Annotated in this window: 23 protein-coding genes and 4 pseudogenes; 15 read left to right on the top strand and 12 right to left on the bottom strand. The window is 69.5% G+C overall.

What is annotated here, in order from left to right:
- Nucleotides 1-67: 67 nt before the first annotated feature.
- Both QEG98_RS37885 and QEG98_RS37880 read right to left on the bottom strand, forming a co-directional pair.
- Nucleotides 68-568, bottom strand: a complete 501-nt coding sequence (locus QEG98_RS37885) for a hypothetical protein (protein ID WP_316564790.1) — start codon at nt 566-568, stop codon at nt 68-70.
- Nucleotides 569-601: 33 nt separating this feature from the next.
- The gene (locus tag QEG98_RS37880; protein ID WP_316564789.1) at nt 602-1,504 is read right to left on the bottom strand and encodes a hypothetical protein; all 903 of its coding nucleotides are present in this window, start codon (nt 1,502-1,504) and stop codon (nt 602-604) included.
- A 102-nt stretch (nt 1,505-1,606) separates the two neighbouring features.
- Between QEG98_RS37880 and QEG98_RS37875 the strand changes: the two genes are divergently transcribed.
- Together QEG98_RS37875 and QEG98_RS37870 are read left to right on the top strand one after the other, a co-directional pair.
- Entirely contained in the window at nt 1,607-1,792 is a 186-nt protein-coding gene (locus QEG98_RS37875) for a hypothetical protein (protein WP_316564788.1), read from the top strand.
- Nucleotides 1,792-4,578 carry a DUF4105 domain-containing protein gene (locus QEG98_RS37870; protein ID WP_316564787.1) on the top strand — a complete coding sequence of 929 codons (2,787 nt, stop codon included), beginning with the start codon at nt 1,792-1,794 and terminating at the stop codon, nt 4,576-4,578. Before QEG98_RS37875 ends, QEG98_RS37870 begins: the two co-directional genes overlap by 1 nt.
- Here QEG98_RS37870 and QEG98_RS37865 read toward each other — a convergent pair.
- Nucleotides 4,520-5,044, bottom strand: coding sequence for a hypothetical protein (locus QEG98_RS37865; RefSeq protein WP_316564786.1), 525 nt, complete (start codon nt 5,042-5,044; stop codon nt 4,520-4,522). The genes QEG98_RS37870 and QEG98_RS37865 overlap by 59 nt on opposite strands.
- A gap of 266 nt (nt 5,045-5,310) precedes the next feature.
- Here QEG98_RS37865 and QEG98_RS37860 point away from each other — a divergent pair, with 266 nt between their 5' ends.
- A complete protein-coding gene (locus QEG98_RS37860; protein WP_316564785.1) occupies nt 5,311-5,781 on the top strand; it encodes a hypothetical protein in 471 nt (156 codons plus the stop codon).
- 25 nt (nt 5,782-5,806) lie between these two features.
- Here the strand turns inward: QEG98_RS37860 and QEG98_RS37855 are convergent, their stop codons facing one another.
- Nucleotides 5,807-6,481 carry a dienelactone hydrolase family protein gene (locus QEG98_RS37855; protein ID WP_316564784.1) on the bottom strand — a complete coding sequence of 225 codons (675 nt, stop codon included), beginning with the start codon at nt 6,479-6,481 and terminating at the stop codon, nt 5,807-5,809.
- A 105-nt stretch (nt 6,482-6,586) separates the two neighbouring features.
- On the opposite strand from QEG98_RS37855, the gene QEG98_RS37850 reads away from it, so the two are divergent.
- On the top strand, nt 6,587-7,090 hold the full coding sequence (locus QEG98_RS37850; RefSeq protein WP_090487671.1) for a GreA/GreB family elongation factor: 504 nt from the start codon (nt 6,587-6,589) through the stop codon (nt 7,088-7,090).
- Between the two features lie 7 nt (nt 7,091-7,097).
- On the opposite strand, the gene QEG98_RS37845 is transcribed toward QEG98_RS37850, so the two are convergent.
- Nucleotides 7,098-7,814 (bottom strand): class I SAM-dependent methyltransferase, encoded by a 717-nt coding sequence (locus QEG98_RS37845; RefSeq protein ID WP_141588147.1) that lies wholly within the window; start codon nt 7,812-7,814, stop codon nt 7,098-7,100.
- Nucleotides 7,815-7,940: 126 nt separating this feature from the next.
- Between QEG98_RS37845 and QEG98_RS37840 the strand changes: the two genes are divergently transcribed.
- From QEG98_RS37840 to QEG98_RS37820, 5 genes are all read left to right on the top strand, one after another.
- Nucleotides 7,941-8,372, top strand: a complete 432-nt coding sequence (locus QEG98_RS37840; RefSeq protein ID WP_228557537.1) for a hypothetical protein — start codon at nt 7,941-7,943, stop codon at nt 8,370-8,372.
- Nucleotides 8,373-8,493: 121 nt separating this feature from the next.
- Nucleotides 8,494-9,219, top strand: coding sequence for an SDR family oxidoreductase (locus QEG98_RS37835; protein WP_140795766.1), 726 nt, complete (start codon nt 8,494-8,496; stop codon nt 9,217-9,219).
- Nucleotides 9,216-10,055, top strand: coding sequence for a dihydroneopterin aldolase (locus QEG98_RS37830; RefSeq protein ID WP_090487686.1), 840 nt, complete (start codon nt 9,216-9,218; stop codon nt 10,053-10,055). The genes QEG98_RS37835 and QEG98_RS37830 overlap by 4 nt, the downstream gene beginning before the upstream one ends.
- Before the next feature lie 34 nt (nt 10,056-10,089).
- On the top strand, nt 10,090-10,863 hold the full coding sequence (locus QEG98_RS37825; RefSeq protein WP_316564783.1) for an SDR family oxidoreductase: 774 nt from the start codon (nt 10,090-10,092) through the stop codon (nt 10,861-10,863).
- 40 nt (nt 10,864-10,903) lie between these two features.
- Nucleotides 10,904-11,653, top strand: a complete 750-nt coding sequence (locus QEG98_RS37820) for a queuosine precursor transporter (RefSeq protein ID WP_316564782.1) — start codon at nt 10,904-10,906, stop codon at nt 11,651-11,653.
- Nucleotides 11,654-11,672: 19 nt separating this feature from the next.
- On the opposite strand, the gene QEG98_RS37815 is transcribed toward QEG98_RS37820, so the two are convergent.
- From QEG98_RS37815 to queD, 4 genes and pseudogenes are all read right to left on the bottom strand, one after another.
- Nucleotides 11,673-12,581, bottom strand: coding sequence for an alpha/beta fold hydrolase (locus QEG98_RS37815; RefSeq protein WP_090487692.1), 909 nt, complete (start codon nt 12,579-12,581; stop codon nt 11,673-11,675).
- On the bottom strand, nt 12,578-14,146 hold the full coding sequence (locus tag QEG98_RS37810; protein WP_316564781.1) for an alpha/beta fold hydrolase: 1,569 nt from the start codon (nt 14,144-14,146) through the stop codon (nt 12,578-12,580). The genes QEG98_RS37815 and QEG98_RS37810 overlap by 4 nt, the downstream gene beginning before the upstream one ends.
- A 140-nt stretch (nt 14,147-14,286) precedes the next feature.
- Nucleotides 14,287-15,035 (bottom strand): annotated as a pseudogene (gene ydfG, locus QEG98_RS37805) (bifunctional NADP-dependent 3-hydroxy acid dehydrogenase/3-hydroxypropionate dehydrogenase YdfG).
- 42 nt (nt 15,036-15,077) lie between these two features.
- Nucleotides 15,078-15,440 (bottom strand): 6-carboxytetrahydropterin synthase QueD, encoded by a 363-nt coding sequence (queD, locus tag QEG98_RS37800; RefSeq protein WP_011556793.1) that lies wholly within the window; start codon nt 15,438-15,440, stop codon nt 15,078-15,080.
- Nucleotides 15,441-15,742: 302 nt separating this feature from the next.
- Here queD and QEG98_RS37795 point away from each other — a divergent pair.
- From QEG98_RS37795 to QEG98_RS37785, 3 genes and pseudogenes are all read left to right on the top strand, one after another.
- A pseudogene (locus QEG98_RS37795) lies at nt 15,743-17,505 on the top strand (nitrous oxide reductase family maturation protein NosD).
- Nucleotides 17,506-17,523: 18 nt separating this feature from the next.
- A pseudogene (locus QEG98_RS37790) lies at nt 17,524-19,541 on the top strand (PAS domain S-box protein).
- The gene (locus tag QEG98_RS37785; RefSeq protein ID WP_316564780.1) at nt 19,531-21,447 is read left to right on the top strand and encodes an ATP-binding protein; all 1,917 of its coding nucleotides are present in this window, start codon (nt 19,531-19,533) and stop codon (nt 21,445-21,447) included. Before QEG98_RS37790 ends, QEG98_RS37785 begins: the two are co-directional and overlap by 11 nt.
- A gap of 8 nt (nt 21,448-21,455) precedes the next feature.
- On the opposite strand, the gene msrA is transcribed toward QEG98_RS37785, so the two are convergent.
- From msrA to QEG98_RS37770, 3 genes and pseudogenes are all read right to left on the bottom strand, one after another.
- Nucleotides 21,456-21,908 (bottom strand): peptide-methionine (S)-S-oxide reductase MsrA, encoded by a 453-nt coding sequence (msrA, locus tag QEG98_RS37780; RefSeq protein WP_316564779.1) that lies wholly within the window; start codon nt 21,906-21,908, stop codon nt 21,456-21,458.
- A gap of 107 nt (nt 21,909-22,015) precedes the next feature.
- A pseudogene (gene msrB, locus QEG98_RS42515) lies at nt 22,016-22,414 on the bottom strand (peptide-methionine (R)-S-oxide reductase MsrB); the annotation flags it as partial.
- Nucleotides 22,415-22,702: 288 nt separating this feature from the next.
- Nucleotides 22,703-23,593: a general secretion pathway protein GspE gene (locus QEG98_RS37770; RefSeq protein ID WP_090487709.1), complete on the bottom strand. Its 891-nt coding sequence runs from the start codon at nt 23,591-23,593 to the stop codon at nt 22,703-22,705.
- Nucleotides 23,594-23,918: 325 nt separating this feature from the next.
- Between QEG98_RS37770 and QEG98_RS37765 the strand changes: the two genes are divergently transcribed.
- The 3 genes from QEG98_RS37765 to QEG98_RS37755 all read left to right on the top strand — a co-directional run bounded on the left by QEG98_RS37765 (nt 23,919) and on the right by QEG98_RS37755 (nt 25,877).
- Nucleotides 23,919-24,656 carry a MotA/TolQ/ExbB proton channel family protein gene (locus tag QEG98_RS37765; protein ID WP_011556787.1) on the top strand — a complete coding sequence of 246 codons (738 nt, stop codon included), beginning with the start codon at nt 23,919-23,921 and terminating at the stop codon, nt 24,654-24,656.
- Nucleotides 24,657-24,778: 122 nt separating this feature from the next.
- Nucleotides 24,779-25,267, top strand: a complete 489-nt coding sequence (locus QEG98_RS37760) for an ExbD/TolR family protein (protein WP_090487712.1) — start codon at nt 24,779-24,781, stop codon at nt 25,265-25,267.
- A 25-nt stretch (nt 25,268-25,292) separates the two neighbouring features.
- On the top strand, nt 25,293-25,877 hold the full coding sequence (locus QEG98_RS37755) for an ExbD/TolR family protein (RefSeq protein WP_090487714.1): 585 nt from the start codon (nt 25,293-25,295) through the stop codon (nt 25,875-25,877).
- The last annotated feature ends 86 nt before the right edge of the window (nt 25,878-25,963 follow it).

The raw sequence follows: 25,963 nt of genomic DNA, 5'->3' as shown, positions 1-25,963 counted from the left end.
GGTTCTGGGTTTTTAATGACCCAGGGATTTCCCCAATAGCCGGACACGGGGCAGTGGCGGAACACTCTCATGTCGGCCCCCGGGGGGAGGGCCGCCGCGGTGAACTGTGAGCGCGCGCCGGGCGCTCGGTTTCGGGTACCCGGTGCGCCGCTCCTTTCCCACACGCCTGGCGCCCGCACTCCAACCCACGAGGATGGCTGCCTTTGTGGGCCCACCAGACCTCATGGGACATGCAGGAAGCGAGGCAGGCGCCCGGGGGCACCACCCTGCCCAGGAAATGAAGCATGCCCAGGCCCAGGTAGGCCATGCCCAGGGCCAGTGCAGCCCAGCCCAGCCAGGCGCTGATGGCGCCCGTGCCCAGGCCCACCAGGGCCCAGATGGCGAGCGCCGTGCCCACGCCCCAGGGCATGGCCGTGCGCAGGTGGGGCGGACTGAAGGCACCACCCAGGGCGCAGAAGGCGGCCGCCATGACGCCAAAGCCGAACCACTTTGGCTCCTGGACGGGGAAGATGGCCGCCATGGATAGCAGCGCCGTGAAGAGTCCAAGAATCGCGAGTCCCAGGGTCATGACTTACTCCGTGGCCGTTCCTGGGAAAGGTGCTCACCGAGCGCGTAGCGCGTAACGCACCTTCGGTTCGTGGGCTTCGCGGCATGCCGCGTGGTGTCGTGCGCAAAGGCGCGAAATCGCAACATCCTTCCGCTCGGCACGCTGCTGGCTAGGCTGCCAATCGGTTGTACCACCGTGCGACGGCCGGCCCACGTGAAGAACGGATGGACACCTGGAAATGCGTTCGATGAAGACGAAGAAGTCCGTGAAGCGCGCGTTGTGCATGGCGGTGGTGATGACGGTCTCCGGATGCAGGGCGCCCGCGGCGTTGGGGCCCGGAGGCGGCATGAGCGCTTCAGAGGGCTCCGACTCCGCCGCTTCGTCCGAGGGCTCTGATTCCGCCGCTTCATCCGAGGGGTCCGATTCCGCCGCTTCGTCGGAAGGCTCGGGTGAATCGAGCCAGTCGGACTCAGGTGCGTCGTCGGAGGGCTCGGGCGACTCCAGCAAGTCGGAGTCGAGCGGTTCCAGTGGAGAGGGCTCCAGCCAGTCGGAGTCGAGCGGCTCGGGTGAAGAGGGCACGAGCCACTCCGAGTCGAGCGGTTCCAGTGGAGAGGGCTCCAGCCAGTCGGAGTCGAGCGGCTCGGGTGAAGAGGGCACGAGCCACTCCGAGTCGAGCGACAATGAGTCCACGGAGGTCGCCTCTCGAAGCTCCGAGGAAGGCGGCACGAGCGAGGGCTCCGCGGGAACGGAGAAGGCGGACGGCGAGGCGTCGCGCTCCCGCAGCAACAACAGCAGCCAGTCGAACAACAACGACGTGGCGTCCTCGGTGACGGTGGCCGCGCTGGTGGTGGGGCTCGGCATCATCATCTGGCAGGCGTATGCCGCGGCGGAGCGGCGCCGAGGGGTGTCTCCGAAAGAGGCGGGCCGCGCCGCCCAGGTGTACCTGCGGGCGCGCACGCACCAGCTTCGTGAGGACCTCGCCCTGGGCGCGGGGCCGACGGTGGAGGACCGGCGGCGGCGGCGCGCATCCGGCGGGAGCACCTGGGCCTCTTCGGGCGCGTGCTGCGCGCGAACCGGAAGGAGCTGCTCGAGATGGCCGAGGCGAACACCCTCACGCCGGACCGCGCGCTCGCGTGGCTGGAGCGGGTGGGAGAGCTGGCGCGGGCCGAGCCGCGGCTGGAGGAAGATCGCCGCGCGTTCCTCGCGGCACCGTCCCAGGAGGGCACCGCGACGGTGGCGCACTGATGCGCTGGCTGCGGCTGCTCGCGCTCGTCTTCGCGCTGCCGGTGCACGCCGACGATGCCCTGTCCGCGCGCGTCCACGCGCTCGAACAGGCGGGCGTGGTCCTGCGGGGCGCCGCGGCGGCCGACGCGGACCTGGTGACGGAGGTGGAGGCGGGGCTGGAGGCGCTGCCCCCGGCGATGCGGCGTCCGCCCGGTGGCCCCCTGGAATTGGTGCTGCACCCGGAGGCAGCGCCGCTGGGCCTGGGCGATGGCTCCCCCGAGCGTCCCGACTGGACGGAGGGCCGCGCGCGGTTCCACCTCTACCAGTACGTCCCATCGGAGGAACGCCGGGCCACGCTGCGTCTGTCTCGACTGACGGACGCGGAGGCGGAGCGGTTGTGGCGCCGGCGCGCGGTGGTGCACGCGGTGATGCAGCGCTGGGATGACGCGAAAGGCTGGAGCGGCACCCCGGCCTGGCGCCGGATATCGGGTTGGATGAAGCCCCTCGAGCGGCCCCTGGTGTGGAAGGAGGAGGTCCGCCTTCGCTACGCCGGAGCCTTCAGCCGCGCCATGGGGCAGCGCAGCGCCTCATTGGATTGGGTGACGTTCGCCGAGGAGCTGCTCGTGCCCGTGGAGTCCCTGCGCGCGGACGCGCTGCCGGTGGATGACCACGTCCGCTGCCAGGAGTTCTCCAAGGCCCGTGCGCTGACGGAGCAACTGGAAGCGTCGGGCCTGGGCACGCTGCCGCCGCGGGGTGACTGCCCCGCCTTTGAAGCCTGGGCGGAGCTGGAGTCCCTGTCGCACTTCGAGGTGCTGCTGGTGGCCTCCACGGGCCGTCAGCCAGAGTCCCTCTTCGGACACCTGCTGCTGCGCCCGGTGTGGAACGAGGGCGAGGTACCACGGGGGCCCACCTTCGAACGGGTGGTGCAACTGGTCGCGCTGACAGGGATGGAGTCCAAGGGCCTGGGCTACGTGGTGAAGGGAATGACGGGGGCCTACGACACCGTCTTCCTCACGGGGACGATGGGCGACCTGTCCCACGAGGCGCTGGAGCTGGAGCAGCGCTCCATCCGCCGCTTCCGCCTGCGCCTGAAGCCCGGCGAGGAAGCGCGGATGCTGGAGCGGGTGTGGGAGCTCGAGCGCCGCGGGTACATGGGCTACTACTTCTTCACGGACAACTGCGCGAGCGCGCTCGTCTTCCTGCTCAACGGCGCGCTGGAGGGGGGGCGGCAGCTGCGTCCTCCCGGCACGCTTTGGGTCCTGCCCACCGCCACGCTGGACACCCTGGCCCAGGTGCAGGTGGAGGAGCCAGGGGGCGAGACGTCCTCCCTCCTGGAGCACATCCCGGATGCATTCGAGTCCACCGGGGACCGCGCGGTGCGTGCGCACTCGGCACAGCAGGAGGCACTGGACGCGCTGGCCGGACATGTCGGCGCAGATGAGCTCGCGCGTCTCCGGGGCGTGCATGCCCGGTTGGAGTCGCCGGAGCCACAGGTCCGCGCCCCGGCCTATGACGAACTGCCCGGAGTGGTGGCCGCGCTGATGCACTCGGCGAAGACGGCGTCCCGGGACATGGTCCGCGCGCACCTGCATGCCTACGTGGCGCACGCGGTGCGAGTGGAGCGCGCCGCAGTGGACCGTGCCGACGGCGAGCGCCTGCGAATCGAGCGCGAGCGGATGCTCGCGATGAAGGTGTCGGTTGCGGGCTCGGCAAGGGCCGGCACGGCCGAGCGCCAACGCGTCTTCGAGACCGAGGACGCGCTCCAACGGAGGCTCGCGGTGTTGGACCGCGCCACCTTGCTGAAGGACGCGCTGGCCTCCGCGGAGCGCCGTCCACCCACGCCCGAGGAGCTGCGGACGCTGGTGTGGGCCGAGCGAACCGAGGCCACCTTCCACCGCGCCACCGACGTGCAGGGCGCGCTCAATGACGGCTTGCTGGCGACCGTGGACCCGGTGGCCTTCCTTCACGAGGACCGGCGCCGCAAGGTGGCGGCGGAGACGGCCTGGGCGGAAGGGGCGCTGCGGGAGTCCGGAGCGGGGCGCGTGATGGTGGCCCTGGGCGTGGACTTTCCCGAAGGGGCCGCGGCCCGGACCCTGGTGGGGCTGCGCACCGCGGGCATGGCCGAGGCGCTGGGCGATGCGCGGCTCCACGGCTTCCAGCCGAGCAGTGAGCTGCGGGTGCTCGATGGCGAGCTGTTTCTCCTGCCGCGCTGGGGGCTGCCGAAGGTGGTGGCCTCGGACCTGACGCTGTTGGGCTACCGCACGCTGCTGCGCGAGCTTCCCCAGTTCCGTGACTCCTTCTGGGATTCGCTCGGCTGGGGTGCCGAGGTCCGCGTGGCGTCGAGCGACGCGCGCCTGCTGCGCTATCGCGCGTCGGTGCAGGCGGAGGCGTTGATGGTGCTGGACGAGGACGCGCGCTTCTCGCGCTTCACCACGGTGGGCGTGGGCGGCACGGCCGCGGTGCACTGGAACCGGGATGTGCTGACGCCGGCGGCGGGGCCGCGCCTGTCACTGGCGCATCGGATGGGGCTGTTCGGCTCGGGTGCCAACGCGGTGCGGCTGGAGGCGGCCTACGCGCCCACCTGGAGGGTGGGGGACACACACTTCACCCACGAGGCGGGCGCGGCGCTCCAGTTGGAGGTGTGGCTGGGGCGCGCGGGGCCCTTCGGCGTGCTCCTCACGCCCCGCGCGCAGGTCCGGTGGGAGGGGGCGATATCGCCCACGCCCCATTGGGAAGCCCTGTCGCCGTCTACGTGGTTGGCCGGCTCGGCGGAGCGGCGTCTGGCACTCGGGTTCGAGGTGCGCTGACAGAGGCGGGCTCGCCGATTGTGTAGCTCGTCCAGAACGGGTGGCTGATGGCTCCCGTCACGGCGCCGATGAAGATGCCGATGACGTAGAGCGCCGTGTACCCCCAGAAGCCCAGGCCATAGAAGATGTGGCCCTGGGTCGCCGAGCCGATGAAGAGGAAGAAGGCGAGGGCGGCGGGCACCGCGACGGCGGAGAGGACGGCCGCGCCGAGCGCGCGGGGCATCCTTCGCGCGTGGAAGCCGCCGAAGGTGCCGGCCAGGAGCCCGTTGAACATGGGCAGGAAGAACAGGGCCAGGCTGATGAACGCCATCACCAGCGTGCTCACGATGAACCGGTTGTGGACCGGATTGATGGTGTCTGGCTTGAAGGTCAGGTCCGCGGGAATCTCCTGGCGGATGTACTCGTAGCGCGGCTTGGGAGCGGCAAGGGCCTTCTCCGGGTCCTGCGTCAGGATGCGCTCGGGCATGTCTGGCTACCTCCCTCGGGGGCAAATCAACGTGTGCCTGATGGCCATGAGTTTGTGACGCCAGCGGGTGTGCGGAAGGGCCGCTGGCCGCATCGGGGGGCGGGCCACCTGCCGGGCCCTGGAATTCTCCCTCCGGAATACTCGCGGAGTCCCTGGATACCCGAGTCGAGGGACCCGAAGATGCGCGCCGGACTTGGCGGACGGTGGCCTCCGGCTATGCTGCCGCGCCCGGCAGCACCTCCATCTCTGCCCGTACGGAATTTTCCATGAGCTTTCGCCGCAAACTGCTGACCCTTGCCCTTGCCTCTTCCTCCCTGCTGGCCGCCTGCGTCGTGCAGCGTCCGTTCTATCGCGACGTCGTCCAGCCCGCGGGCTCGTCGGTGACGGCCGGCACCCTGGTGGACCTCATCGTCCTGGACTCGGACACCAACCAGCCCGTGAAGGGCGCCAAGGTGCTCTGGGGCGAGGACTCCCGTTCGCGCGAGTCCTACGTCACGGACGAGGACGGCCGGGTGTCCTTCGACGTGACGCCGGCGCTGCTGAAGGAGAACCCGCTGGTGGAGGTCGTGCTGCCCAGGGGCGTTCGGAGCTACCGCCTGCAGGTGGTGCCTGCGACGGATGCCGCCGCGCCCGAGGCGTCGGAGGCCTCTGCTGCTCCCGTGACGCCCGAGGCTCCCGCCGTGCCGGAGACGCCGGCGGCGGAGGATTCCGCCGCGGCGCCTGAAACCGGCAACTGAGTCCGTTCTCTCTTCCGCGCGAGGCTCAGCCGAGCTTCGCGTGGAGGAAGTCCACGGTGCGCTGCCACGCCTTCGCGGCGTTGTCCGGTGAGTAGACCTCCGGACGCGTGTCATTGAAGAAGGCGTGCTGTGCGTCGTAGCGGTGAATCTCCATGGGGACGCCGCCGCCCTTCAGCTTCTTCTCCAACGCGTCCACTCGCTCCGGCGAGCACCATTCGTCATTGTTCGCGTAGTGCCCGAGCACCGGCGCGCGGATGCGTGACACGTCCGCGGCCTCCTCCGGGGGGATGCCGTAGAAGGGCACGACGGCGTCGAGCCCCGGCTCATTCGCGGCGGCCAGCAGCGCCAGCGCGCCGCCCATGCAGAAGCCCATGATGGCCACCTGGGTGCCGGGCTTTCGCGCGCGCAGCGCCTCCACCGCGGCGCGCAGGTCCGCCGTGGCCTTGTCCCAAGCCATCGCCTTCAGCATCGCGTTGGCCTCGTTGGCGTCCTTCGTCACGCGGCCTTCGTAGAGGTCCACCGCGAAGACGGTGAAGCCTTCTCGCGCCAGCCGGTCCGCCACGTCGCGCGTGTGCCCGTTGAGGCCCCAGTACTCGTGGATGAGCACCACCGCTCCGGGCGCATCGCCCTTCGGGGCTTCACTCAGATAGCCCGCCAGTGCCTGGCCCTGCTTGCCGATGAGCTGCGTCTGTCCTGTCATGGCTTCACCCTTGCGAGGTTGTGGAAGGGGGCGCAGCTTAACGGCCGATTCCGCGTACGCGCGCGCGAACCCGCCGCCGTGCCCGCTTGGCGACAGAGGACTGGCATGTCGAAGGCATTCACGAAGGAGGACTCGGGCGACGACAGCGTGATGCCCGTCCGTCCACGCGCGTCCTCCGGGGAGAAGCGCTACATCACCCCGGAGGGCTACCGGGCGCTCCAGGAGGAACTGGCGGCGGCGCAGGGGCCGGACCCCAAGGCGGGTGAGTTCACGGAGCTGGAGGCGGGCGTGCGCCGCAAGGAGCGCGAGCGGCGCGTACAGGAGCTGGCGGCGGTGCTGGAGGATGTGCGGGTGGTGGAGCCCGACGCCTCGCAGGCCGGCCGCGTCTTCTTCGGCGCCTGGGTGGAGCTGGAGGACGAGGACGGCGGCCCGGTGCGCTACCGCATCGTCGGGCCGGACGAGTCCGACGTGAAGGCGGGGCGGTTGAGCGTGGAGTCGCCCCTGGCCCGGGCCCTGCTGGGCAAGGAAGTGGGCGAGTCCGTGGTGGTGGAGCGCCCCCGCGGCCCCGTGGAGTACACGGTGACGGCCGTGGACTACGCCGCGTCCTGAGCCGGGCTCAGCGCCTGGTGGCGATGACGGTGCTCAGCACGGAGAAGGGCTCTGGCATCAGGCCGTCGCGCACCTCGACGGTGAAGCCTTCTGCTTCGAGCAGCGCGCGGGCCCGGGGCACCAGGAACGTCAGGTAGTACATGACGAAGGGCGGCTTCCACAGCGCGTTGCGCGCGCGCATGGCGGCGTTGAAGCCCTTGGCCATCCAGTAGCCCGGGCGGAGCTTCGACGGCGGGTGCGCGGTGACGAAGAGGAAGCGGCCCCCGGGGCGCAGCGCGCGGGCGATGCCTTTCACGAGCTTTGGCTCATCCTCTTCGAGGATGTGACCGAAGGCGCCGAAGCTGGTGACGACGTCGAACGCGCCGTCGAAGGGGAGCGCCAGTGCGTCGCCCTGGATGAACTCCAGCGCCGCGGTGCCCGGCGCCTGCGCGAGCTGCTGGCGCGCCTCGTCGAGCATGCCCTGGCTGAGGTCGAAGCCCACCACGCGCTCCCGCGCGAGCGGGCGCAAGAAGCGCATGGCCGCGCCGGTGCCGCAGCACACGTCCAGCGCGCTGCCGACGCTGCCGGGCGCACCCAGTTGGGCAATGGCGGCCTCGAGCACCGCGTCTGGCGTGCGAAAGGGCGTGTACTCGAACTTGGGCGCGAGCAGGTCGTAGCCGTGCTCGACGGACGTGAGGGCCTGCGCGGCCAGCTCCCGGAGGGTGGGGCCCTTGCGGTGGAACATGGTGTCTCGGGGTGTATCGCACCCACACCGGCCCCTCCCTCTGAAAATGCGGCCGGTATCGGGCATTGAATGTTCCGCGGGGTGCCCCGTCAGAAGGTTCAAGCAGGACGACGGAGGAGGACGACAATGGCGCTCAAGACGGGTTTCGCGGTGCTGGCTTTCGGAATGATGTTCCTCGGCTCCACGGCCGCGCATGCGAAGGACGACAACGAGAAGTCGCGGTTCTCCCAGCAGCACCGGCATGACGGCCGTGGCGGCAACTTCGGTGTCCACGTCGACGCCCGCCGCCACCCGGGACCCGCGCCGCTGCCGCCGCCGCACGCTCGGGGCCGCTACGAACTGCAGACGGTGAACCGCTGGGTGCAGGGCCGCTACGAGCAGGTGTGGGTCCCCGAGGTGTGCCGCGAGCGTCACAACCGCCGCTCGCGGGTGACCCGGTGCACCGGCGGCTTCTACGAGCAGCGCTGGGTGCCGGCCCGCTACGAGCCGGTCCAGGAGTGGGTGTGGGTGACCTACGCTCCGGGCCGGGTGCACATGGCCAGCGCCGGCCGCCGCTAGACGATTCGAATCACGGGGGACCGCGCCGCGGGCGCGCCGGGATACGGGGGTAACCCGGCGCGCCTCGCGGCAGCAGGTCCACAGTGCCTTTCCCCGCCGGGCCTGTTACTGAATGCGCCGCATGGCGACCGCATTCATCACCGGGGCTGGCATCCGCATTGGCAGCGCGGTGGCCCGGGCCCTTGGCCGCGCGGGTTATGACCTGGCGCTCCATGCGAACCGCTCCCTTGAGCCGCTGGAAGCACTGGCGGACGAACTCCGAGGCCTCGGCCGTCGCGTCACCCTGCACGCCGCCGACCTGAGCCGCCCGGAGGCAGTGGACTCCCTGGCCGCGCAAGTGCGTGAGGCGTGGCCCGCGCTGGACGTGGTGGTCCACAACGCGGGCCTCTTCGAGCGCACCGACTTCGCCGCCATCTCCCGCGACCAGTACCGCACCATGATGGCGGTGAACCTGGACGCGCCCTTCTTCCTCACCCAGGCCCTGCTCCCCGCGTTGCGCGCCGGCAAGGACCCGTTGGTGGTGCACCTCACCGACGTCGGTGGGGAGCGGCCGGTGAGCCACTACGCGCACTATTCGGTGAGCAAGGCGGGCCTCATCATGCTCACCCGCGCGCTGGCGGTGGAGCTGGCCCCGCACATCCGGGTCAACGCCGTGTCGCCCGGCACGGTGGCCTTCCCCGAGGACTTCGACGCCGAGGCCCGCGACGCGGTGCTGCGCCGCATCCCCATGGGGCGCGAGGGCAACGTCGAGGACATCGCCCGCACCGTCGTCTTCCTCGCCCGCGAGGCGCCGTACATCACCGGGCAGGTCATCGCCGTCGATGGCGGCAGGAGCGCGCAGCTATGAGCGCCGAACACGCATTCCATCCCCCTGTCGTCACGACGCCGGACGGCCGCCCGCTGGACGTCATCGAGCTGCGGGGCCTCACGGTGGACTGCATCGTGGGTATCTTCAACAGGGAGCGCATCGCGGCCCAGCCGCTGCGACTGGACGTGGCCCTGTTCCTGGACACCCGCGCCGCCGCGGTGGGAGGCAGGCTGGCGCACACGGTGAACTACGGCCGGCTCGCGGGGGAGTTGCGCTTCCTGCTGGAGGCCTGCCGCTTCGAGCTGCTGGAGTCCGCCGTCGAGACGGTGTGCCGCTACGTGCTGGCGCCGCCCACCGACGACGTCCCGCGCGCGCAGGTCCACGCGGCCACGGTGCGGGTGACGAAGCCGCTGGCGCTGGGCGGGTTGGCGGTGCCGTCGCTCCAGATTCACCGGACGGCCGCGGAGATGGTGTACGGCCGGGAGGAGAAGGGCTTTGGCCGTGTGGACATCATCCACGAGGGCGCGGGCTATGGCGTCTACCGGCTGCGGGTGAAGCCAGGAGGCTGCATCCCCACGCACGTGCACCAGCAGATGGAGGAGAGCGAACTGGTGCTGGGCTCGGGGTTGCTGCTGCAGTTCAAGCCGGTGGCCCGGGGCATGGCCTTCCACTGGCCGCGCGGCTTCCTGCACCGCTACGACAACCCTTCATCCACGGAGCAGACGGTGCTCTGTGTGGACAGGCCGGGCTTCATCCCGTCGGACGAGGTGGAGACCGAGCCGCCGCCGGAGGGGCTGCTGCCCGTCACCGGCCACTCTTATTACCCGCTGGATGAGCCCGCGGCGCCGGGCTCTCCCGCGGAGCACCAGCCGTGAGCGGGGCCGTGTCTTCAAGGAGCGCCTTTCATGAGTGAGGTGGGCACGCGCAAGGTGCTCGTCACTGGCGGTGGGACGGGCATTGGTCGCGCGGTGGCGGAGGCCCTGCTGCGCGCGGGGGCAGGTGGTGGTGTCGGGCCGGCGCGCGGAGGTGCTGGAGTCGCTGACGACAGCATGGCCGGGACAGGCCTTCGCGCTGCCGTGTGACCTGGCCTCGCTGGAAGCCCGCGAGGGGCTGCTTCGCCGTGCCGCCGGGTTGATGGGAGGGCTGGACGGTTTCGTCCACAGCGCGGGGCAGGTGGTGCACCAGCCGCCGGGCCACATCGGCGAGGACGCGCTTCGCGCGCAGCTCGAGGTCAACCTCATCGCGCCGCTGCGGCTGGGTGAGCAGGCACTGGAGGTGCTGGAGCCGGGTGGGGCGCAGGTCTTCATCGCGTCCACGCTGGCCACGAGGCCCGTCGTCACCAGCGCGGTGTACAGCGCGGCGAAGGCAGGACTCCTTCAGGTGATGAAGGTGCTGGCGTTGGCGGGTGCGGCGCGAGGCGTGCGTGCCAGCGCGGTGCTGCCGGGCGTGGTGGAGACGGACATGGTGCGCGAGGTGCGCCTGGCTCCCGGCGCGGAGCCGCTGTCCGAGCCCGAGTACACGCGGCGGCAGGAGGCGCAGCTGGCGGGCTTGCGGGCGCTGCATCCGCTCGGACGGCTGGGGCGCCCCGAGGACGTCGCCGAGGCGGTGCGCTACCTGCTGGGCGCGTCGTGGATTTCCGGTTCCGAGCTGGTGCTGGATGGAGGGCTCCTGCTGCGGGAGTGAGGCGCGGTATGAGGTGGCCTCGGCTCACGAGAACGATGAGATGCTCCTCGACAGACGGCTTCAGCTCTTCGTGGTGTTGGTGGGGGTGTTCGTCACCTCGCTGGTGGTGGGCGACATCATCAGCGTGAAGCTGTTCGAGGCGAAGGTGGGGCCGGTGGTGGCGGTGATGTCCATCGGCATCCTGCCCTTCCCGGTGACGTTCCTCCTCACGGATATCCTCAACGAGTTCTACGGGAAGAAGGCGGCCCGCTTCGTGACGTGGGTGGGCTTCTTCATGGCCATCTTCGCGGTCGTGGTGATTGCCATGGCCGTGCAGGTGCCGTGGGCGCCGCTGACGCGTGCGCCGGACTTCACGGGGACGGTGGAAGGCTCGTTCAACAACGTCTTCGTCGGCTCACAGCGCTTCCTCGTCGCGTCGATGATGGCGTACCTGGTGGGCCAGTTCTGCGACATCGCCATCTTCAACGGGCTCAAGCGACTGACGCGCAACCGGTTCTTGTGGGTGCGGGCGACGGGCTCCACGCTGGTGTCGCAGCTCCTCGACACGGTGGTGGTGCAGTACGTGGCGTGGACGGGCGTGCTGCCCAACGCCACCATCCTCAGCATCATCTACACGTCCTACGTGGTGAAGTTGCTGGTCGCGGTGGGCCTGACGCCCTTCATCTATCTGGGCCACGCCTTCGTCGAGCGCAAGCTGGGCATCGCGCCCGTGGTGCTGGGGGAGAACGGTGAACCCATTGCCCCGCCCGCGCCGCCCGTCACCCAGGAGGAGCAGCCCCGCGCCGCCTGAGCGCGTGGGGCTCAGTGGCTCAGCTTCCCTGCTGCACCAGCGGCGTGAGGATGTCCGTCCAGTGGGAGAAGATGGAGAAGTGCCCGCCGCCAGGGAAGAAGCGGGGCACCGCGCGCGGAATCCGGTTCGCGAGGTACCGTCCCATCTGCGGCGGGACGATGCTGTCTCCCTCCCAGTACCAGAGGTCCACCTCCGTCCGAATCTCCTCCAGGGGGACGTTCCACGGCTGCGCGAGGATGTGCGCCTCGCGCCGCATGCCCGCCACGCCCTTGCGCGTGGCCTCATACCGCCAGCCCTGCACCTGCGCGGCGATGCGCGGGTCCGCGAGCACCGCGCGGTCATCCGCCGACGCCTGGGAGCGCAGGCCCGCCAGCGCTCGCGCGGGATTGGCGCGCACCTGCCGGTCATGCATGGCCATCAATGGATGCAGTAGCCACTCCGGCCACGCGGCCATGCTGTACGCGTTGCGGTAGTCCCGGTTCACCCCCGCCATGGCGCCCGGCCGGGCCAGGGGCGCCGCGCCGGACACGAGCGCCGCGCGGGTGATGCGCTCGCCCAGCTTCCACGCGGACGCGGCGACGTAGGGCCCGCCCGCGGACACGCCGAAGAGGGCGAAGCGGCCAATCCTCAGCGCGTTGGCCAACTGCTCCAGGTCATCCGGGAAGTCGAGCAGCGTGCGCCCGGGCTGGTAGTCCGACAGGCCATAGCCTGGCCGGTCCGGAGTGATGAGGCGCACGCCCAACGCGTGAGTGAGCCGGTCATCCGGGTGACGCATGTGGCGCGAGCCCGGGTTGCCGTGGATGAAGAATACGGGCAGGCCGCTCAAGTCTCCAGACTCGACGTACGCGAGCCGCCGGCCATCCCGCAGGTGGACGGTGCCTTCGCGGACCTGCACGCCCATGGCTTCGGTGTCGGACGAGGCGTTCATGGTTCCATCGGCTTCGAGCGCGCGCCAATCCACGCGGAAATAGAGGGCCACACCTTCGTCGCGCCCTTGCTGGAGGCGGACAGGCCAATGTGGCCCACGGGGTAGCGCCGCGTCTCACAGTCCTTTGAGCTGACCAGGGAGGGCAGCGGCTCGCTCATCGCCGGCAGCGCGATGGTGTCATGCTCGGCGATGACGTTGAGGATGGCGCACTGGATGCGGCGCAGGTCCACGCGTTCGCCGCCCACTTCCATGAGGCCCTGGGGGAAGAGGTTCTGCTGGTAGCAGTCCTTGATGTACTGCCGGTACACCTCACCTGGGAAGGGCACGGGGTCCGCGCCCCAGCGCTCCATGGCCAGGAACGTGGTGACGAACTCCGGGTCGTCGATGCGGCGGCACACCTCCAGCCACCGGGTGAGGCGCTGCACTGGCGCGGCCATGAGGAAGCCGCTCTCCAGCACCGGCGTGGGCACGTTGCCGTAGGCGTCCACCAGCGAGTCCACGTCGAAGTGGTTGGCGGACGTCCACAGCGTGTAGAGGCCACCCTTGCTGAAGTCCACCGGCGTGGCCTGGGCCACGAGGTTGCGGATGCCCTCGGGGTACAGGGACGTGTACGCCAGGGCCATGGTGCCGCCCATGCAGTAGCCGTAGAGCGTCAAATCCCGGCTCTTGCTCACGCGCAGCGTCCACCGCACCGCCGTCTGGATGAGCCCGCCGAGCAGGTCATCCCACGTGAGCCGCTCCTCGTCCTGTCCCGGTACGCCCCAGTCGATGGCGTAGACGTCATAGCCCTCGCGAGTGAGGTGCTCGATGAGGCTGCGCCCTGGAAGGAAGTCGAGGATGTACCAGCGGTTGATGAGCGAATAGACGAAGAGGATGGGCGTGCGGTGGCGCCGGCGCGGGGCCGCGTAGCGCAGCAGCCGCATGCTGCCGCGCGTGTACACGACGGTGTGCGGCGTGGCGCTGATGGGCGGCTCGCGCACGCCCGAGGCCCTTTCGATGAAGGGCTTGAGGTACGGGTACGGATTGAAGGGCCGCGACTTGAGCGCGTGTGCGACGGCGCGGGTCAGCTCGACCTGCCCGGTGACGAAGGAGCGAAGACGCTGGGGCGTGGACGCGGTCATGTCAGCGGCGGCGCTTGGAGGGCGCGCGCTCCTTGGGCGGGGGCTCGGGGACTCAGGCTCGGGCTCCGCGCCTTCCTGACGGTGGAGCAGGTCCACCACCAGTTCCAACTGGGTGCCGAGCGCCTCCACCTGGTCATTCATCCGGCGGAGCTGGTCGCGCAGGTTTTCCACCTCGGAGGTGGTGGGCAGGCGCAGGGTGCGCAGCGCGCCTTCCACCAGGCCATTGCGGCGGATGCGGGCGTTGAAGCCCTGGCGCATGAGGGAGCCGCTCACGCGCAGGTACGCGGGGCTCTCGGTGACCTTGGCGGCCGCGCGGGTGAGGCCCGCCTCGGCGCGGGTGAAGACCTTGCCAGTGCGCGTGTCCGGGTGGGTGAGATGGCCCAGCAGCTTCAGTCCGCGGGCGAGGAGCCCCAGGGACGGCGGCGGTCGTTCCGGATGACTCATGGCTGGCAGGTTATCTCAAGGCGCGGCGCAGCGGATGCCGCAGCCTGACTCTATCGCTCCCAAAGTGAACCAGGATTCAACTTGCGTGCCTCGAAATGGACATCCTCCGATATGGAGGAAACCCCAGAGGTCCTCCTGGCTCAGCCCTGTCGCTTCACCGGCAGGGGCCCGAAGGACTGTGACACCGGCATCAGCGACATGACGTTGATGTTCACGTGCGCGGGCCGCGTGGCCACCCAGTGCACCGCGTCCGCGATGTCCTCGGGCGTCAGCGCCTGGGTGTTGGCGTAGACGGACGCCGCGCGCGCGTCGTCGCCCTTGAAGCGGACGTTGGAGAACTCCGTGCCGCCCACCAGTCCGGGCTCGATGTCCGTCACGCGCACGGCGGTGCCGTGCAGGTCCGCGCGGAGGTTGAGGCTGAACTGGTGCACGAAGGCCTTGGTCGCGCCGTACACGTTGCCGCCCGGGTAGGGCCACTCCGCCGCCACCGAGCCCATGTTGACGACGTGGCCCCGGTTGCGCGCCACCATGCCGGGCAGCACCGCGTGCGTGCAGTACAGGAGGCCCTTCACGTTGGTGTCCACCATCGTGTCCCAGTCCTCCACGCGCGCCGACTGCGCCAGGTCCAACCCCAGCGCCAGGCCCGCGTTGTTGACCAGCACGTCCACCTCGGCGAACTCCGCCGGCAGCGAGCGGATGGCCCGCTCCACGGCCTCACGGTCCGTGATGTCGAGCGTCAGGGGAGCACCCGCTCGCCCAGCTCCGCGCGCAGGGCCTCCAGCCGCTCGGTGCGCCGCCCGGAGGCGATGACGCGCGCGCCGTCCTGGATGAAGCGGCGGGCAATGGCCAGGCCGAATCCCGCGGTGGCCCCGGTAATCAGAACGTTCATGGCAGTCCCCTCGAGGAGCCAGCCCCGCGAGGGCCCGGCTTGTCAGTCGTCTTCGCCTTGATAGATGCAGCCACTGGTGCACGTCTCGCGGACCACCACCCGGCTGAGCAGGGGCAGGCCCGGACGCAGGCGCTTCCAGATCCACCGCGACAGATTCTCGCTGGTGGGGTTCTCCAGGCCTTCCACCTCATTGAGGTAGTAGTGGTCCAACTTCAGCCGCAGGGGCTCGAAGGCCTCCTTGATGTCGGAGAAGTCCATCACCCACCCGGACTGCGAGCCCACCGGGCCACGCACGTGGATTTCCACCCGGTAGCTGTGGCCGTGAAGCCGGCTGCACTTGTGCCCGGGCGGCACGTTGGGAAGCCGGTGCGCGGCTTCGAAGGTGAATTCCTTGAAGATGTCCAAGGCGTCTCCTGACAGCGGGTGGAAGGCGGCTCATATCCCGCGCGTTCCTCCTGGCGTCAAGGTACGCCCTGCCTCCCTGAAACACCGGCGTGTCTCGCCCCGCCGTGCGCCCACGCGCCCGGGGACGCCCGGCTCGGTCCTTCGCTCTGTGTGAAAAAGCCCCGGGAATATTCCCGCGCGCATTGCACACATCACACTTCAGCTCCCCGCGAAGGCCCACCTGTCGGTGATGCGGAGCATCCGTCCCAACCCCGCGAAACCACGTTTCCTGTCTCCTCCCTCTACGTCCCGGCAGGCAGGGGTTGCCGCGCTCGGGGGGAATGAACAGCGCGGGGCTCGGAATTGGCGGCCGTCCTCGCGAGCGCCTCCCGCGCCGCGACCCACACCAGGAGTCCGCCAGGATGCGCAACCGCTCGCCGTGGTCCACGGCCCTCTGCTCCGCTGCCCTGCTGTCCTTGTTGGCCTGCGATGGGAAGGGGGAGCTCACCCAGGAAGGTGGCTCGCCTCCGGGCTCCAGCGAGACGCCGTCGACGGGCACCCCGTCCGTTCCTGGCACGCCTCCCACCAACGATGACGACGACACGACGAACCCTGGAACGTCGGAGCCTCCGCCCGTCATCGTCGACATCCCGGACCCGACCCCTCAGCCCGAGCCCCAACCCCAGCCAGAACCGGAGCCTCCGCCTGAACCCGCGCCCCAGTACTCGCGCATCCTCTGGGTGGCGCCCAACGGCAGTGACAGTGCTTCCGCCACGGAGGCGGCGCCGCTGCGAACGGTGACGCGCGCGCTGGCGTTGGTGCGGCCGGGCGAGGCCATCTACCTGAAGACGGGCACCTACGCCGAGCGCCTCAAGCTGGAGGAGAAGGGGGCTCGGCGTCCAACCTGCTCACGCTGCGGGCCGCGCCGGGCGCGACGCCGGTGCTGAAGCCGTCCGGCAGTGGCTCCGCCATGGTGGACGTGCGCGGTGCGTATTGGAGCATCGAGGGGCTCACCATCGACGTGGCGGGCACTGCCTCCTTCGCGGTGCTGTTCCGCGGCGTGGGTTCCCACCACGGCGTGCTGCGCGGCTCCACGCTGAAGAACGGCACCGCGGGCGCGGGCGTCAACGTGTGTGAGAAGGCCAGTGATGTCCTCATCGAGGGCAACACCATCTCCCACTTCAACCGCAACGGAGATGACAGCCACGGCGTCATCGTCCAGACGACGGCGCGCAACGTGGTGGTGCGTGGCAACGACATCCACCACAACTCCGGGGACGCGGTGCAGTGCATCGGCCCGGAGGGCGGCGCCACCATCTCCGGCACGCCCTTCGACAACCTCCTGGTGGAGGACAACGAGCTGCACGAGAACCGGGAGAATGGCGTCGACGTGAAGACGTGCACCCGCGTCACGCTGCGCGGCAACATCATCTGGGGCCACAAGACGTCATCCACTTCGCGCGGCGAGGGCGTGGTGGTGCACCTGTCCGCGAAGGACGTCACCCTGGAGGACAACGTCTTCTACAACAACGGCCGCGCCATCAGCATCGGCGGGGTGCGCCAGGGCTCGCCGCCCACCAACATCGTCATCCGCCGCAACCTGGTGCGGGACGGCCTGGGCGGCGGTGAGGAGGGCAGCGGCATCCGCGTGGACACGACGTCGAACGTGAAGGTTCATCACAACACCGTCTGGAACATGCCCGGGCCGTGCCTCACCTTCGGCCATGGCGACACGGGGGCCAGCGCCAGCCTGGATGTGCGCAACAACGTCTTTTCTGGCTGTGGGGTGGCGGTGCGCGGCGGCCCCGGGCGCTCGGGGGCGGTGGTGGACGCCAACCTCTACTTCCGCAATTCGGGCTCGGCCCTCTTCCGGCTGAACGGCGTGGACATGGGCTTCTCGCAGTGGCGCTCGCAGAGCGGGCTGGACGGCCGCTCCCAGGAGAAGGCCCCTGGCTTCGTCAACATCGACACCGGGGACTTCCGCCTGGGGGCGGGTTCCCCCGCCCTCAACGCGGGGCTGTCGCTGGGGTTGACCTGGTGCGGACCAGGCCCGGACCAGGGCGCTTTCGAGTCGGACTGCCCCTGAGCCCTCAGGGCGTGTAGAGTGGGGGCCCCTTCTGCCCTGGACCCCACTCTCCACGTGCCGTCCTCGCTGGAATTCGTATCAGGCATCTCCCTGGTGCCCTCGGACTCACCCGCGCGGGAGCTGCTGGCCGCGGCCGCCGCGCGTGCGGGTCTACGGGTGGTGGGCGGTCTCGAAGAGGCCTCCCTGGCGCTGGTGGACCTCACCGCGCCGGGAGGGCTCGCCGCGGGGCAGGCCCTGGTGGACGCCGCCCTCGCCGCCCACCTCACGTTGGTGGTGCTGGTGGCACCGGGCGAAAGCCACTTCGCCGAGGCGCAGTCCCTCAAGCCGGCGGACGTCCTCACCGCGCCGGTGGCCATGCACGAGCTGGCTGGCGGCTCCAGTGCGCCGCCGAGCGCCACGTGGAGCGCGAGGAACAGGCGCGCAGCCAGGAGGACCTGGCGCTCCTGCTGGAGCTGACGGCGGACTACGCGGAGACGTCGGACGTGGAGGCGCTGCTGCACGGCGTCACCCGGCGGCTGGCGGAGAAGCTGGACATCGCGCGCGCCACGCTGGTGATGCTGGGGCGCAGCGCGGATGAGGGCATCATCGTCGCCGCCAGCGACGACCCCACGCTCAAGGACCTGCGCATCGACCTGTCGCGCTACCCCGAGATTCGCGAGGTGATGCGAACGGGCAAGCCGGTGGTGATGCAGGAGGCCTCCACCCACCCGCTGTTGGGGGATGTGGAGCGGCGCGCGGTAGCCGCCCGGGGCATCCACGCCATCGCCGCGCTGCCGTTGCCCATCCGCGGGCAGGTGCGCGGCGTGCTGCTGCTGCGCGCGGCGGGACGGCGGCGCACCTTCACGCCGCGGGAAATCGACTTCCTCACCACCGTGGCGCACGCCACCGCGGTGGCCCTGCGCAACGCGTCCGTGCTCCAGTCCGTGCGCGGGCAGACGGAGGCGGAGAAGACGGCCCGTCTGGCCGCGGAGGAGCAGGCGGCCTCGTTCAAGCCGTACCAGCTCTTCTTCGCGCACGTCAGTGAAGGCGTGGCCATCCTCGACGACAAGGCCTGCGTGCTGTCGCTGAATCCGTCCGGCGCGGCCATGCTGGACGTGGATGCGCCGGACGCGCGGGGCCGCCACCTGCACCAGGTGACCCAGCCGGTGGATGAGAACGTGCTGATGGAGCTGGTGACCACCGCCGCGCGCGGCGAGGCCCGCTCCGGCGCGGACGTGCAGGTGTGCACCCGCACGGGTCGCCGCCTGACGCTGTCCATGTCCGCGGCGCCGCTGCGCGACGAGGAGGCGGCCACCATCCTCTCCTTCCGCGACGTCACGGACGCGCGAAGGCTGGAGGACGAGCTGCTCCAGACGAAGGACTTCCTGGAGCGGCTCATCGACTCGTCGGTGGACGCCATCATCGCGGCGGACCTGAAGGGGCGCATCATCCTCTTCAACAAGGGCGCGGAGGCGCTGTGCGGCTACACCGCGCAGGAGGCTCTGGGCGGCGGCCTCTCCGTGCACCAGCTCTATCCGCCGGGCGTGGCGAAGCGGGTGATGGCCATGATTCGGGCGCCCGAGCACGGCGGCAAGGGCCGGCTGTCCCTCATCCGGGAGGAGCTGGTGCACCGCTCCGGTGAGCGGGTGCCGGTGAACATGACGGCCTCCATCGTCTACGAAGGGGGCCGTGAGGTGTTCAGCGTGGGCATCTTCACGGACATGCGCGCGCGCATGCAACTGGAGCGCAAGCTGTCCGACGTGGAGACGCGGCTGGAGGAGAGCGAGAAGAGCGCGGTCATCGTCGCGCTCGCTGGCACCGCCGCGCACGAGCTGAACCAACCGCTCACCTCGGTGATGGGCTACGCCGAGCTGCTGAAGCGGAAGCTGAAGGAAGACGACTTCGCCTGGAAGCCGGTGGACATCATCTACCGCGAGGCGGAGCGCATGGCGGAAATCGTCCGGAAGATTGGCAAGATTACCCGCTACGAAACGAAGTCCTACATGGGGGCGCAACAGATTCTCGACCTGGACAAGGCCACCTCCCATGAAGACTGAGACCCGCGCCGTGCGCATCGCCGGCGGCCCTGCCCCCGAGTCCTTCCAGGCCCTGTTCGAGGCGCTCGACGCCCCCGCGGCCATGTGTGACCCGGCCCTGCGCCTGGTCGCCGTCAACGACGCCTTCCGCCGCTTCTGCGCCGACCAGCACGTGTCCGTGGAGGAAGTGGCGCGCACCCTGTCCGGCGCCAGCGTGCCGGCGGATGGCGCCAGCTGCGACGTGGAGCTCTTGCCCGACCTGCCCGGCGTGGTGCTGACGCTGTCCCGCCGGGGCGACGTGGTGGCCGTCCGCGCGCGCAACGAACCGGAGCTGTCTCGCAACCGGCTGGTGGTGGCGGAGCGGGCCCTTCTGGAGCAGGCGCGCACCGAAGGCGTGCTGTTGGACCTGGGCCGCAGCGTGGCCGAGGCCGGCGGCGAGGAGGAACTGGTCGCCGCGGTGGCTCGCGGCGTGAAGGAGCTGTTCCCCGGGCGTTCGTTCTGCATCCGCATCACCGACTCGCGGACGGGCGGCCTCACGTCGCTCTACGCGGAGGGGCGGCTGAAGGAAGGCGCGCACGAACCGCTGGTGCTGATGGAGCGCGCGGTGGAGAAGACGAGCCTGGACCGCGCGTCCCTGCCCGTGGACCGCGTGGCGGTGCTGGGCGAAGTCCCGCTGCTGTTCCAGGACAGCACCCATGGCGTGAGCGCGCCGCTGGTTGCCAGCGGGCAACTCTTCGGCGCCATCAACATGGAGTACCCGGCGGACTTCGTCTCCGACGTGCCGCATGACGAGCGCGTGCTGCTCCAGCTCGCCAACCAGGTGGCGGTGGCGGTGAAGAACGCGAAGCTCATCGATGAGCTGACGTTCGTCCGCAAGTACCTGGAGGACCTGCTGGAGAAGGCCAACGCCCTCATCCTGGTGGCGAACCGGGACAAGCAGGTCGTCGTCTTCAACCAGGCGCTCAGCGCGCTCACCGGCTTCGGCAAGGAAGAGGTGCTGGGCCGGGACTTCTTCTGGCTCATCCCCGAGAGCGAGCACCTGCGGCTCAACCAGCTCATCGCCGCGGCGATTCGCGGCGAGCCGGTGAACAGCTTCGAGACACGGCTGCTGACGAGCAGCGGCGCGGAGGTGCGCGTCTCCTTCGCGACCTCCTCCAAGCTCTCCCAGCACGGGGAGGTGGAGGGCGTCATCGCCATCGGTCAGGACATCACGGTGGTGAAGGAGCTGGAGAAGCGCATCATCCACGCGGAGAAGCTGGCCTCCATCGGTCAGCTCGCCGCCAGCGTGGTGCACGAAATCAACAACCCGATGACGGCGGTGGCCACGTACGCGGACGCGCTGCTCCAGCGCTCGAGGATGACGCCGGGGGCCAACCCGGCGGACCAGGAGAAGCTGCGCAAAATCCTGGAGAGCAGCCACCGCATCCTCCGCTTCACGCGAGACCTGGTCAGCTACGCGCGCCCGGCGCAGGACCGGCCGGAGCGGGTGCAACTCAACGCCATCGTGGACATGGCGGTGGGCTTCTGCGAGCACGTGGTGGCCCAGGCGCGCGTCAGCATCCAGCGCGAGTACATCGACCTGCCGCCCCTGTCCGCCGTGCGCGCCAACCTGGTGCAGGTGTTCGTCAACCTCATCACCAACGCGTGCCACGCGATGCCGCCGGGAGGCTCCGTCATCCTGGCCACGGGCCGTGACGGGCAGGACGCGGTGGTGAAGGTGCGCGACACGGGCACGGGCATCGAGCCCAAGCACCTGCAGCGCATCTTCGAGCCCTTCTTCACCACCAAGCCGGAAGGGCGGGGCACCGGCCTGGGGCTCTCCATCTGCCAGGGCATCGTGGAGAACCACGGTGGCCGGCTGACGGTGGAGAGCACCATGGGCGAGGGCACCACCTTCATCGTGCGCCTGCCGCTCCAGCAGGGCTGAGCCCGCGCTCAGTCCCGCATGTAGTGGCAGGTGTAGCCGCCCGGGTTCTTCACCAGGTAGTCCTGGTGGTAGTCCTCGGCGGGGGTGAAGGCGCCCGCGGGCACAATCTGCGTGACGACGGGCCGGGGCCACTTCTTGGATGCATCCACCCGCGCCTTCACCTGCTCGGCGGCGCGCTTCTGGGCGTCGGACAGGTAGAAGATGGCGGAGCGATACTGCGTGCCCACGTCATTGCCCTGACGGTTGAGCGTCGTCGGGTCGTGCATGCGGAAGAACCCCTGCTCCAGCAGCGTCTCGTACGTCAGCCGGGTGGGGTCGAACACGACGCGCACGGCTTCGGCGTGCCCCGTCTTGCCCGAGCTCACGTCGTGATACGTGGGATTGCGGAAGGCGCTGGAGCCGCCCGTGTAGCCCACCTCCGTCTGGACGACGCCGGGAATCTTGCGCAGCAGGTCCTCCATGCCCCAGAAGCACCCGCCCGCCAGCAGCGCCGTCTCCGTGAAGGGCGAGGCGTCCTGGCGCTTCGTGGCGGCGGCCGGAGCGGGGCGGCCGAAGAGTGGCAGCCGGCCCCATAACCCTCCTTCGCCAGGTCATTCACCGCGACGAAGCGCAGGGCCGCGGAGTTGATGCAGTAGCGCGTCTTCGCGGGCGCGGGGCCGTCTCCGAAGAGGTGGCCCAGGTGTGAGCCCGCGGCCTTCGAGCGCACCTCCACACGCTCCATGCCCTGTGTGCTGTCCCGCTTCTCGACGACGCGAGCGCTGTCCACCGGGCGAGTGAAGCTGGGCCAGCCGGTGCCGGAGTCGAACTTGTCGCGCGAGGAGAAGAGGGGCTCGCCGCTCACCACGTCGACGTAGATGCCCTCATCGTGGTGGTTCCACAGGGGATTGCGGAAGGCGGGCTCCGTGGCTCCCTTCTGCGTCACCTCGTAGGCCAGCGGGGACAAGGTGCGCCGCAAGTCGGCGTCCGAGGGCTTCTCGTAGCGGCGGGTGTCCTGGATGGTGGGGCCTGGCGCGGTGGGCGCGGCCCCGCGGGCCTCGGTGCACGCGGACAGCACGGCGAGCGCGGCAAGGGCCAGGGGCATGAGCCGCAGGGCCAGGGACGAGGAAGTGGAGGCGGTGGGCATGGACGCGGTCTCCGGAAGGTCCCGCGAGCGCGGGTGCTTCTGTGTGTACGCGCGAGGCCCCCAGGTGGTTTCCGAGGCGGTGACACCGGGCCTCGGCCCGCCGGGCATGCAGGCGGGCGCCCCGGCGCATCGTCACGACTCGCCGCTGGCCTTGTCCTCGTCGTCCAGCTCGCGGGTGAACTCCTCGTTCGTGAGCAGGCCCTTGCGCGCCATGATGCGCATCAGCGCCCAGAACTTCCGCTCCAGCTCCTCGACGCGGTCGGGGTCTTCTCGCGCTTGTCCGAAGAGGTAGTCCAAGTCGTCCAGCACGCCGCCCGTGTTCGCCACGGCGGCCTTGGGCTTCGCGGCGCCGCCCTGTCCGCGCTTCTGCCTGCTCTGCTCCTCGCGGGCGCGAATCAGCTCCGCCAGGGACGTGCGCTGCGTCGCCTCGCCGGGCGGCAGCTCCTCGCCGATGATGACCTCCTCGTCGTCATCCTCTTCGGACGGCGGCGCCGTGGGGCGTGTCACCGGCGGCGCGGCCTGCACCGGCTTCGCGGCGGGCCTCGCGGGCGCGGGGCGGCTGGCGGAGGGCGAGGCCACCGGCACCTTGTGGTAGTAGCGGAGGATGGCGCCGCGCACGGTGGACAGCGGCGCCACGCGCGGGCTGACCTTGAGGCCGGTGGTGAACTCAATCTCCTCCACCGCCGTCACGTTGAGCGGATCGCTCATCGCCACCACGAGCTGTTTGCGCCCGCCCGTGCTCTCCAGTGCGATGGGGAACAAGTCGTGCTGTTCGCAGAAGCGCGCGCGCAGCATGTGCACCGCCGCCCACTCCGGCGTGGTGGCCGCGAGGTCCACTCGCGGCAACCCCAGGGCCTGGCTCAGCGCGTCCGCGAGCGTGGCCTCCGTGATGGCACCCTGCGCGATGAGGGTGGCCCCCAGACGCTGTCCTGATTTCCGGTGAGCCGCGAGCCCCGCCTCGAGCTGGGCGACGCTGATCGCCCGCTGCTCCAACAGGAGCTCGCCAATGCGCTTCCTCGCCATGAATCCGGCCTTAACACGCGCGACGAAACCCAGGAAGCAAGCGCGGTGTCACATCTGGAGGCACTTGGGAATACCCCCGAAAATGCCCGCGCTGCTGCTTGGAGGACGGCCTGGCAAGAGGGGGCTCAGCGCAAAATTCCTGTGAGATTTCAGCACTTAACGGCGCTGCCCCTACCTTGACACCCCACACGCCCATTCCTAAAGTCGGCACACCGTTTTCAACATCCATTCCTGCCGCCCAACCGGGTGGACCGTCCGCTCGGGGGGACGTCAGGTCTGGAAGGTCCGCTAGAGCGGGCCAAGCTGCCTGTGGAGGCAACACTCGATGGACCTGGCGTCTGTGACGAACCTGACCGTGCTGGCGAATGTCGGCGGCCCTCAGCGGGGCTTCTTCGAAGAAATCGCCATGCGCTGGGAGGCCGGCCAGTGGGGTATGTACCCCATCGCCGCCTGCCTCATCGTGGCACTCGCCATCATGGTCGAGCGAAGCATCATCCTTTTCGGCAAGGCCTCCATCAACAAGGAAGCCTTCCTGCGTGGCCTGAAGAAGCACATCTACGCGGGTGACCTGGACAAGGCCATCAACTACGTGGCCGGCCAGAAGTCCACGCCGCTGACGAACGTCATCAAGGCCGGTCTGATGAACGTTCCGAAGGGCAACGACGAGGTCCAGGCCGCGCTCGACGAGGCCAGCCTCCGCGAGACGCCGAAGATCGAGGCCCGCACCGGTTACCTCGCCATGCTCGGCAACGCGGCGATGCTCGCCGGTCTGCTCGGAACGGTGTCCGGTCTCATCGCCTGCTTCGAGGCCGTGGCCAACGTGAACCCGGCCGACAAGGCGGCGATTCTCGCCATCGGTATCTCTGAAGCCATGAACTGCACCGGCTTCGGTCTGCTCACGGCCATCCCGGCGCTGATCTCCTTCTCCGTGCTGACGGGCCGCACGCAGAGCCTCATCAACGACATCAACGAGACCAGCGTCTCCGTCCTCAACCTCATCGTGGCCAACAAGGACAAGTTCAAGAACCTGAACGTCCCCACGGCGGCTCGCGACGAGGAGTAGGCAGTCCTTCGGGAACCCGGAGTCCGGGCGCGCTGTCCTGTCCCCACGGATGTGGGGACGCGCGGCGCGCTCCCATCAGTCTCACCGACGCTCACTGAGCGCGGCCGAAGGAGAAGAACGCCATGGCCGGCGGAATGGACACAGGTGGAGGCAAAGGCGGCAAGAAGTCGCTCGACACCTCTATCAACCTCACGGCATTCATCGACCTGATGGCGGTGACCATCAGCTTCCTCATCCTGACGGCGGTCTGGACCCAGATTGGCCGGCTCCAGGTTTCGCAGGCGGGTGGCCCCTCCACGGAGGAGGAGCAGCAGCAGGAAGAGCAGACCAAGACGGTCCAGCTCAACCTGCTCATCACGCCCACGGAGCTGCGGCTGTCCGCGGACCAGAGCGCCTTCGATCCGATTCCCCTCACCAAGGATGCGAAGGGCAAGACGGACCTGTCCAAGCTGGTGGCGCGCTTCAAGGAACTGAAGGCGCAGCTGCCGGACCAGTCCGCCATCACCCTGCAACCTGAAGACAAGGTCCGCTACGAGGACCTGGTCCGCATCATTGACGAGTGCATCGGCGCTGGGCTGCCCCAGGTGTCGGTGTCCGCGGCGATGGGCTAGCCGACCAAGGAGCTCACGACACGTCATGGCCATTCAGGTTCCAGGCAAGCGATACGGCAAGCGGCTCCAGCACTCCAAGGTGTTCGGGCACGGCGGGACCGCGAAGAAGAGCGGTTACTCCGACCTTCTCATCACCCCGCTGGTCGACATGTTCATCATCATCGTGCTCTTCCTCATCGCGAACTTCTCCGCGACGGGTGAGGTGCTGATGATGACCAAGGACATCGAGCTTCCCGAGGCGGTCAACGTCAAGGAAGTGGAGATGCACCCGGTGGTGATGGTCTCCGGTGATCAGATCAGCGTCTCCGGCACCATCATTGGCCGCGTGGAGGACTTCACCAAGGACGAGTACCTCAACATCCCGTCGCTGGAGGAGAAGCTCCGCGACATGAAGAAGCAGTACGAGGACCTCCACTCCATGGCGCAGGACACGGCCAACACCTTCAAGGGCGACATCAACATCCAGGCCCACAAGGACGTGGAGTACTCCATCATCAAGCGGGTGATGTTCAGCTGCGCCACGGCGGGCTACAACAACATCAACTTCGCGGTGATTACGGCGGGCGATGCCGAGGCGGTGAAGGCCGCCAGCACCAAGGCCACTCCGTAGCTTCCAGGTGATTGGGCCTTGGGGCCCCGCGACGCCCTGGTCCTCGTGGCCAGGGCGTTTTCGTTTTTGAAGAAGGACGCGTCTTC

This window comes from Myxococcus sp. MxC21-1, from assembly GCF_032612255.1.
GTDB classification, from domain to species: Bacteria; Myxococcota; Myxococcia; order Myxococcales; family Myxococcaceae; genus Myxococcus; species Myxococcus virescens.
Note: the sequence above shows the minus strand (reverse complement) of the source record. Positions and strands in the feature narration are given on the sequence as shown.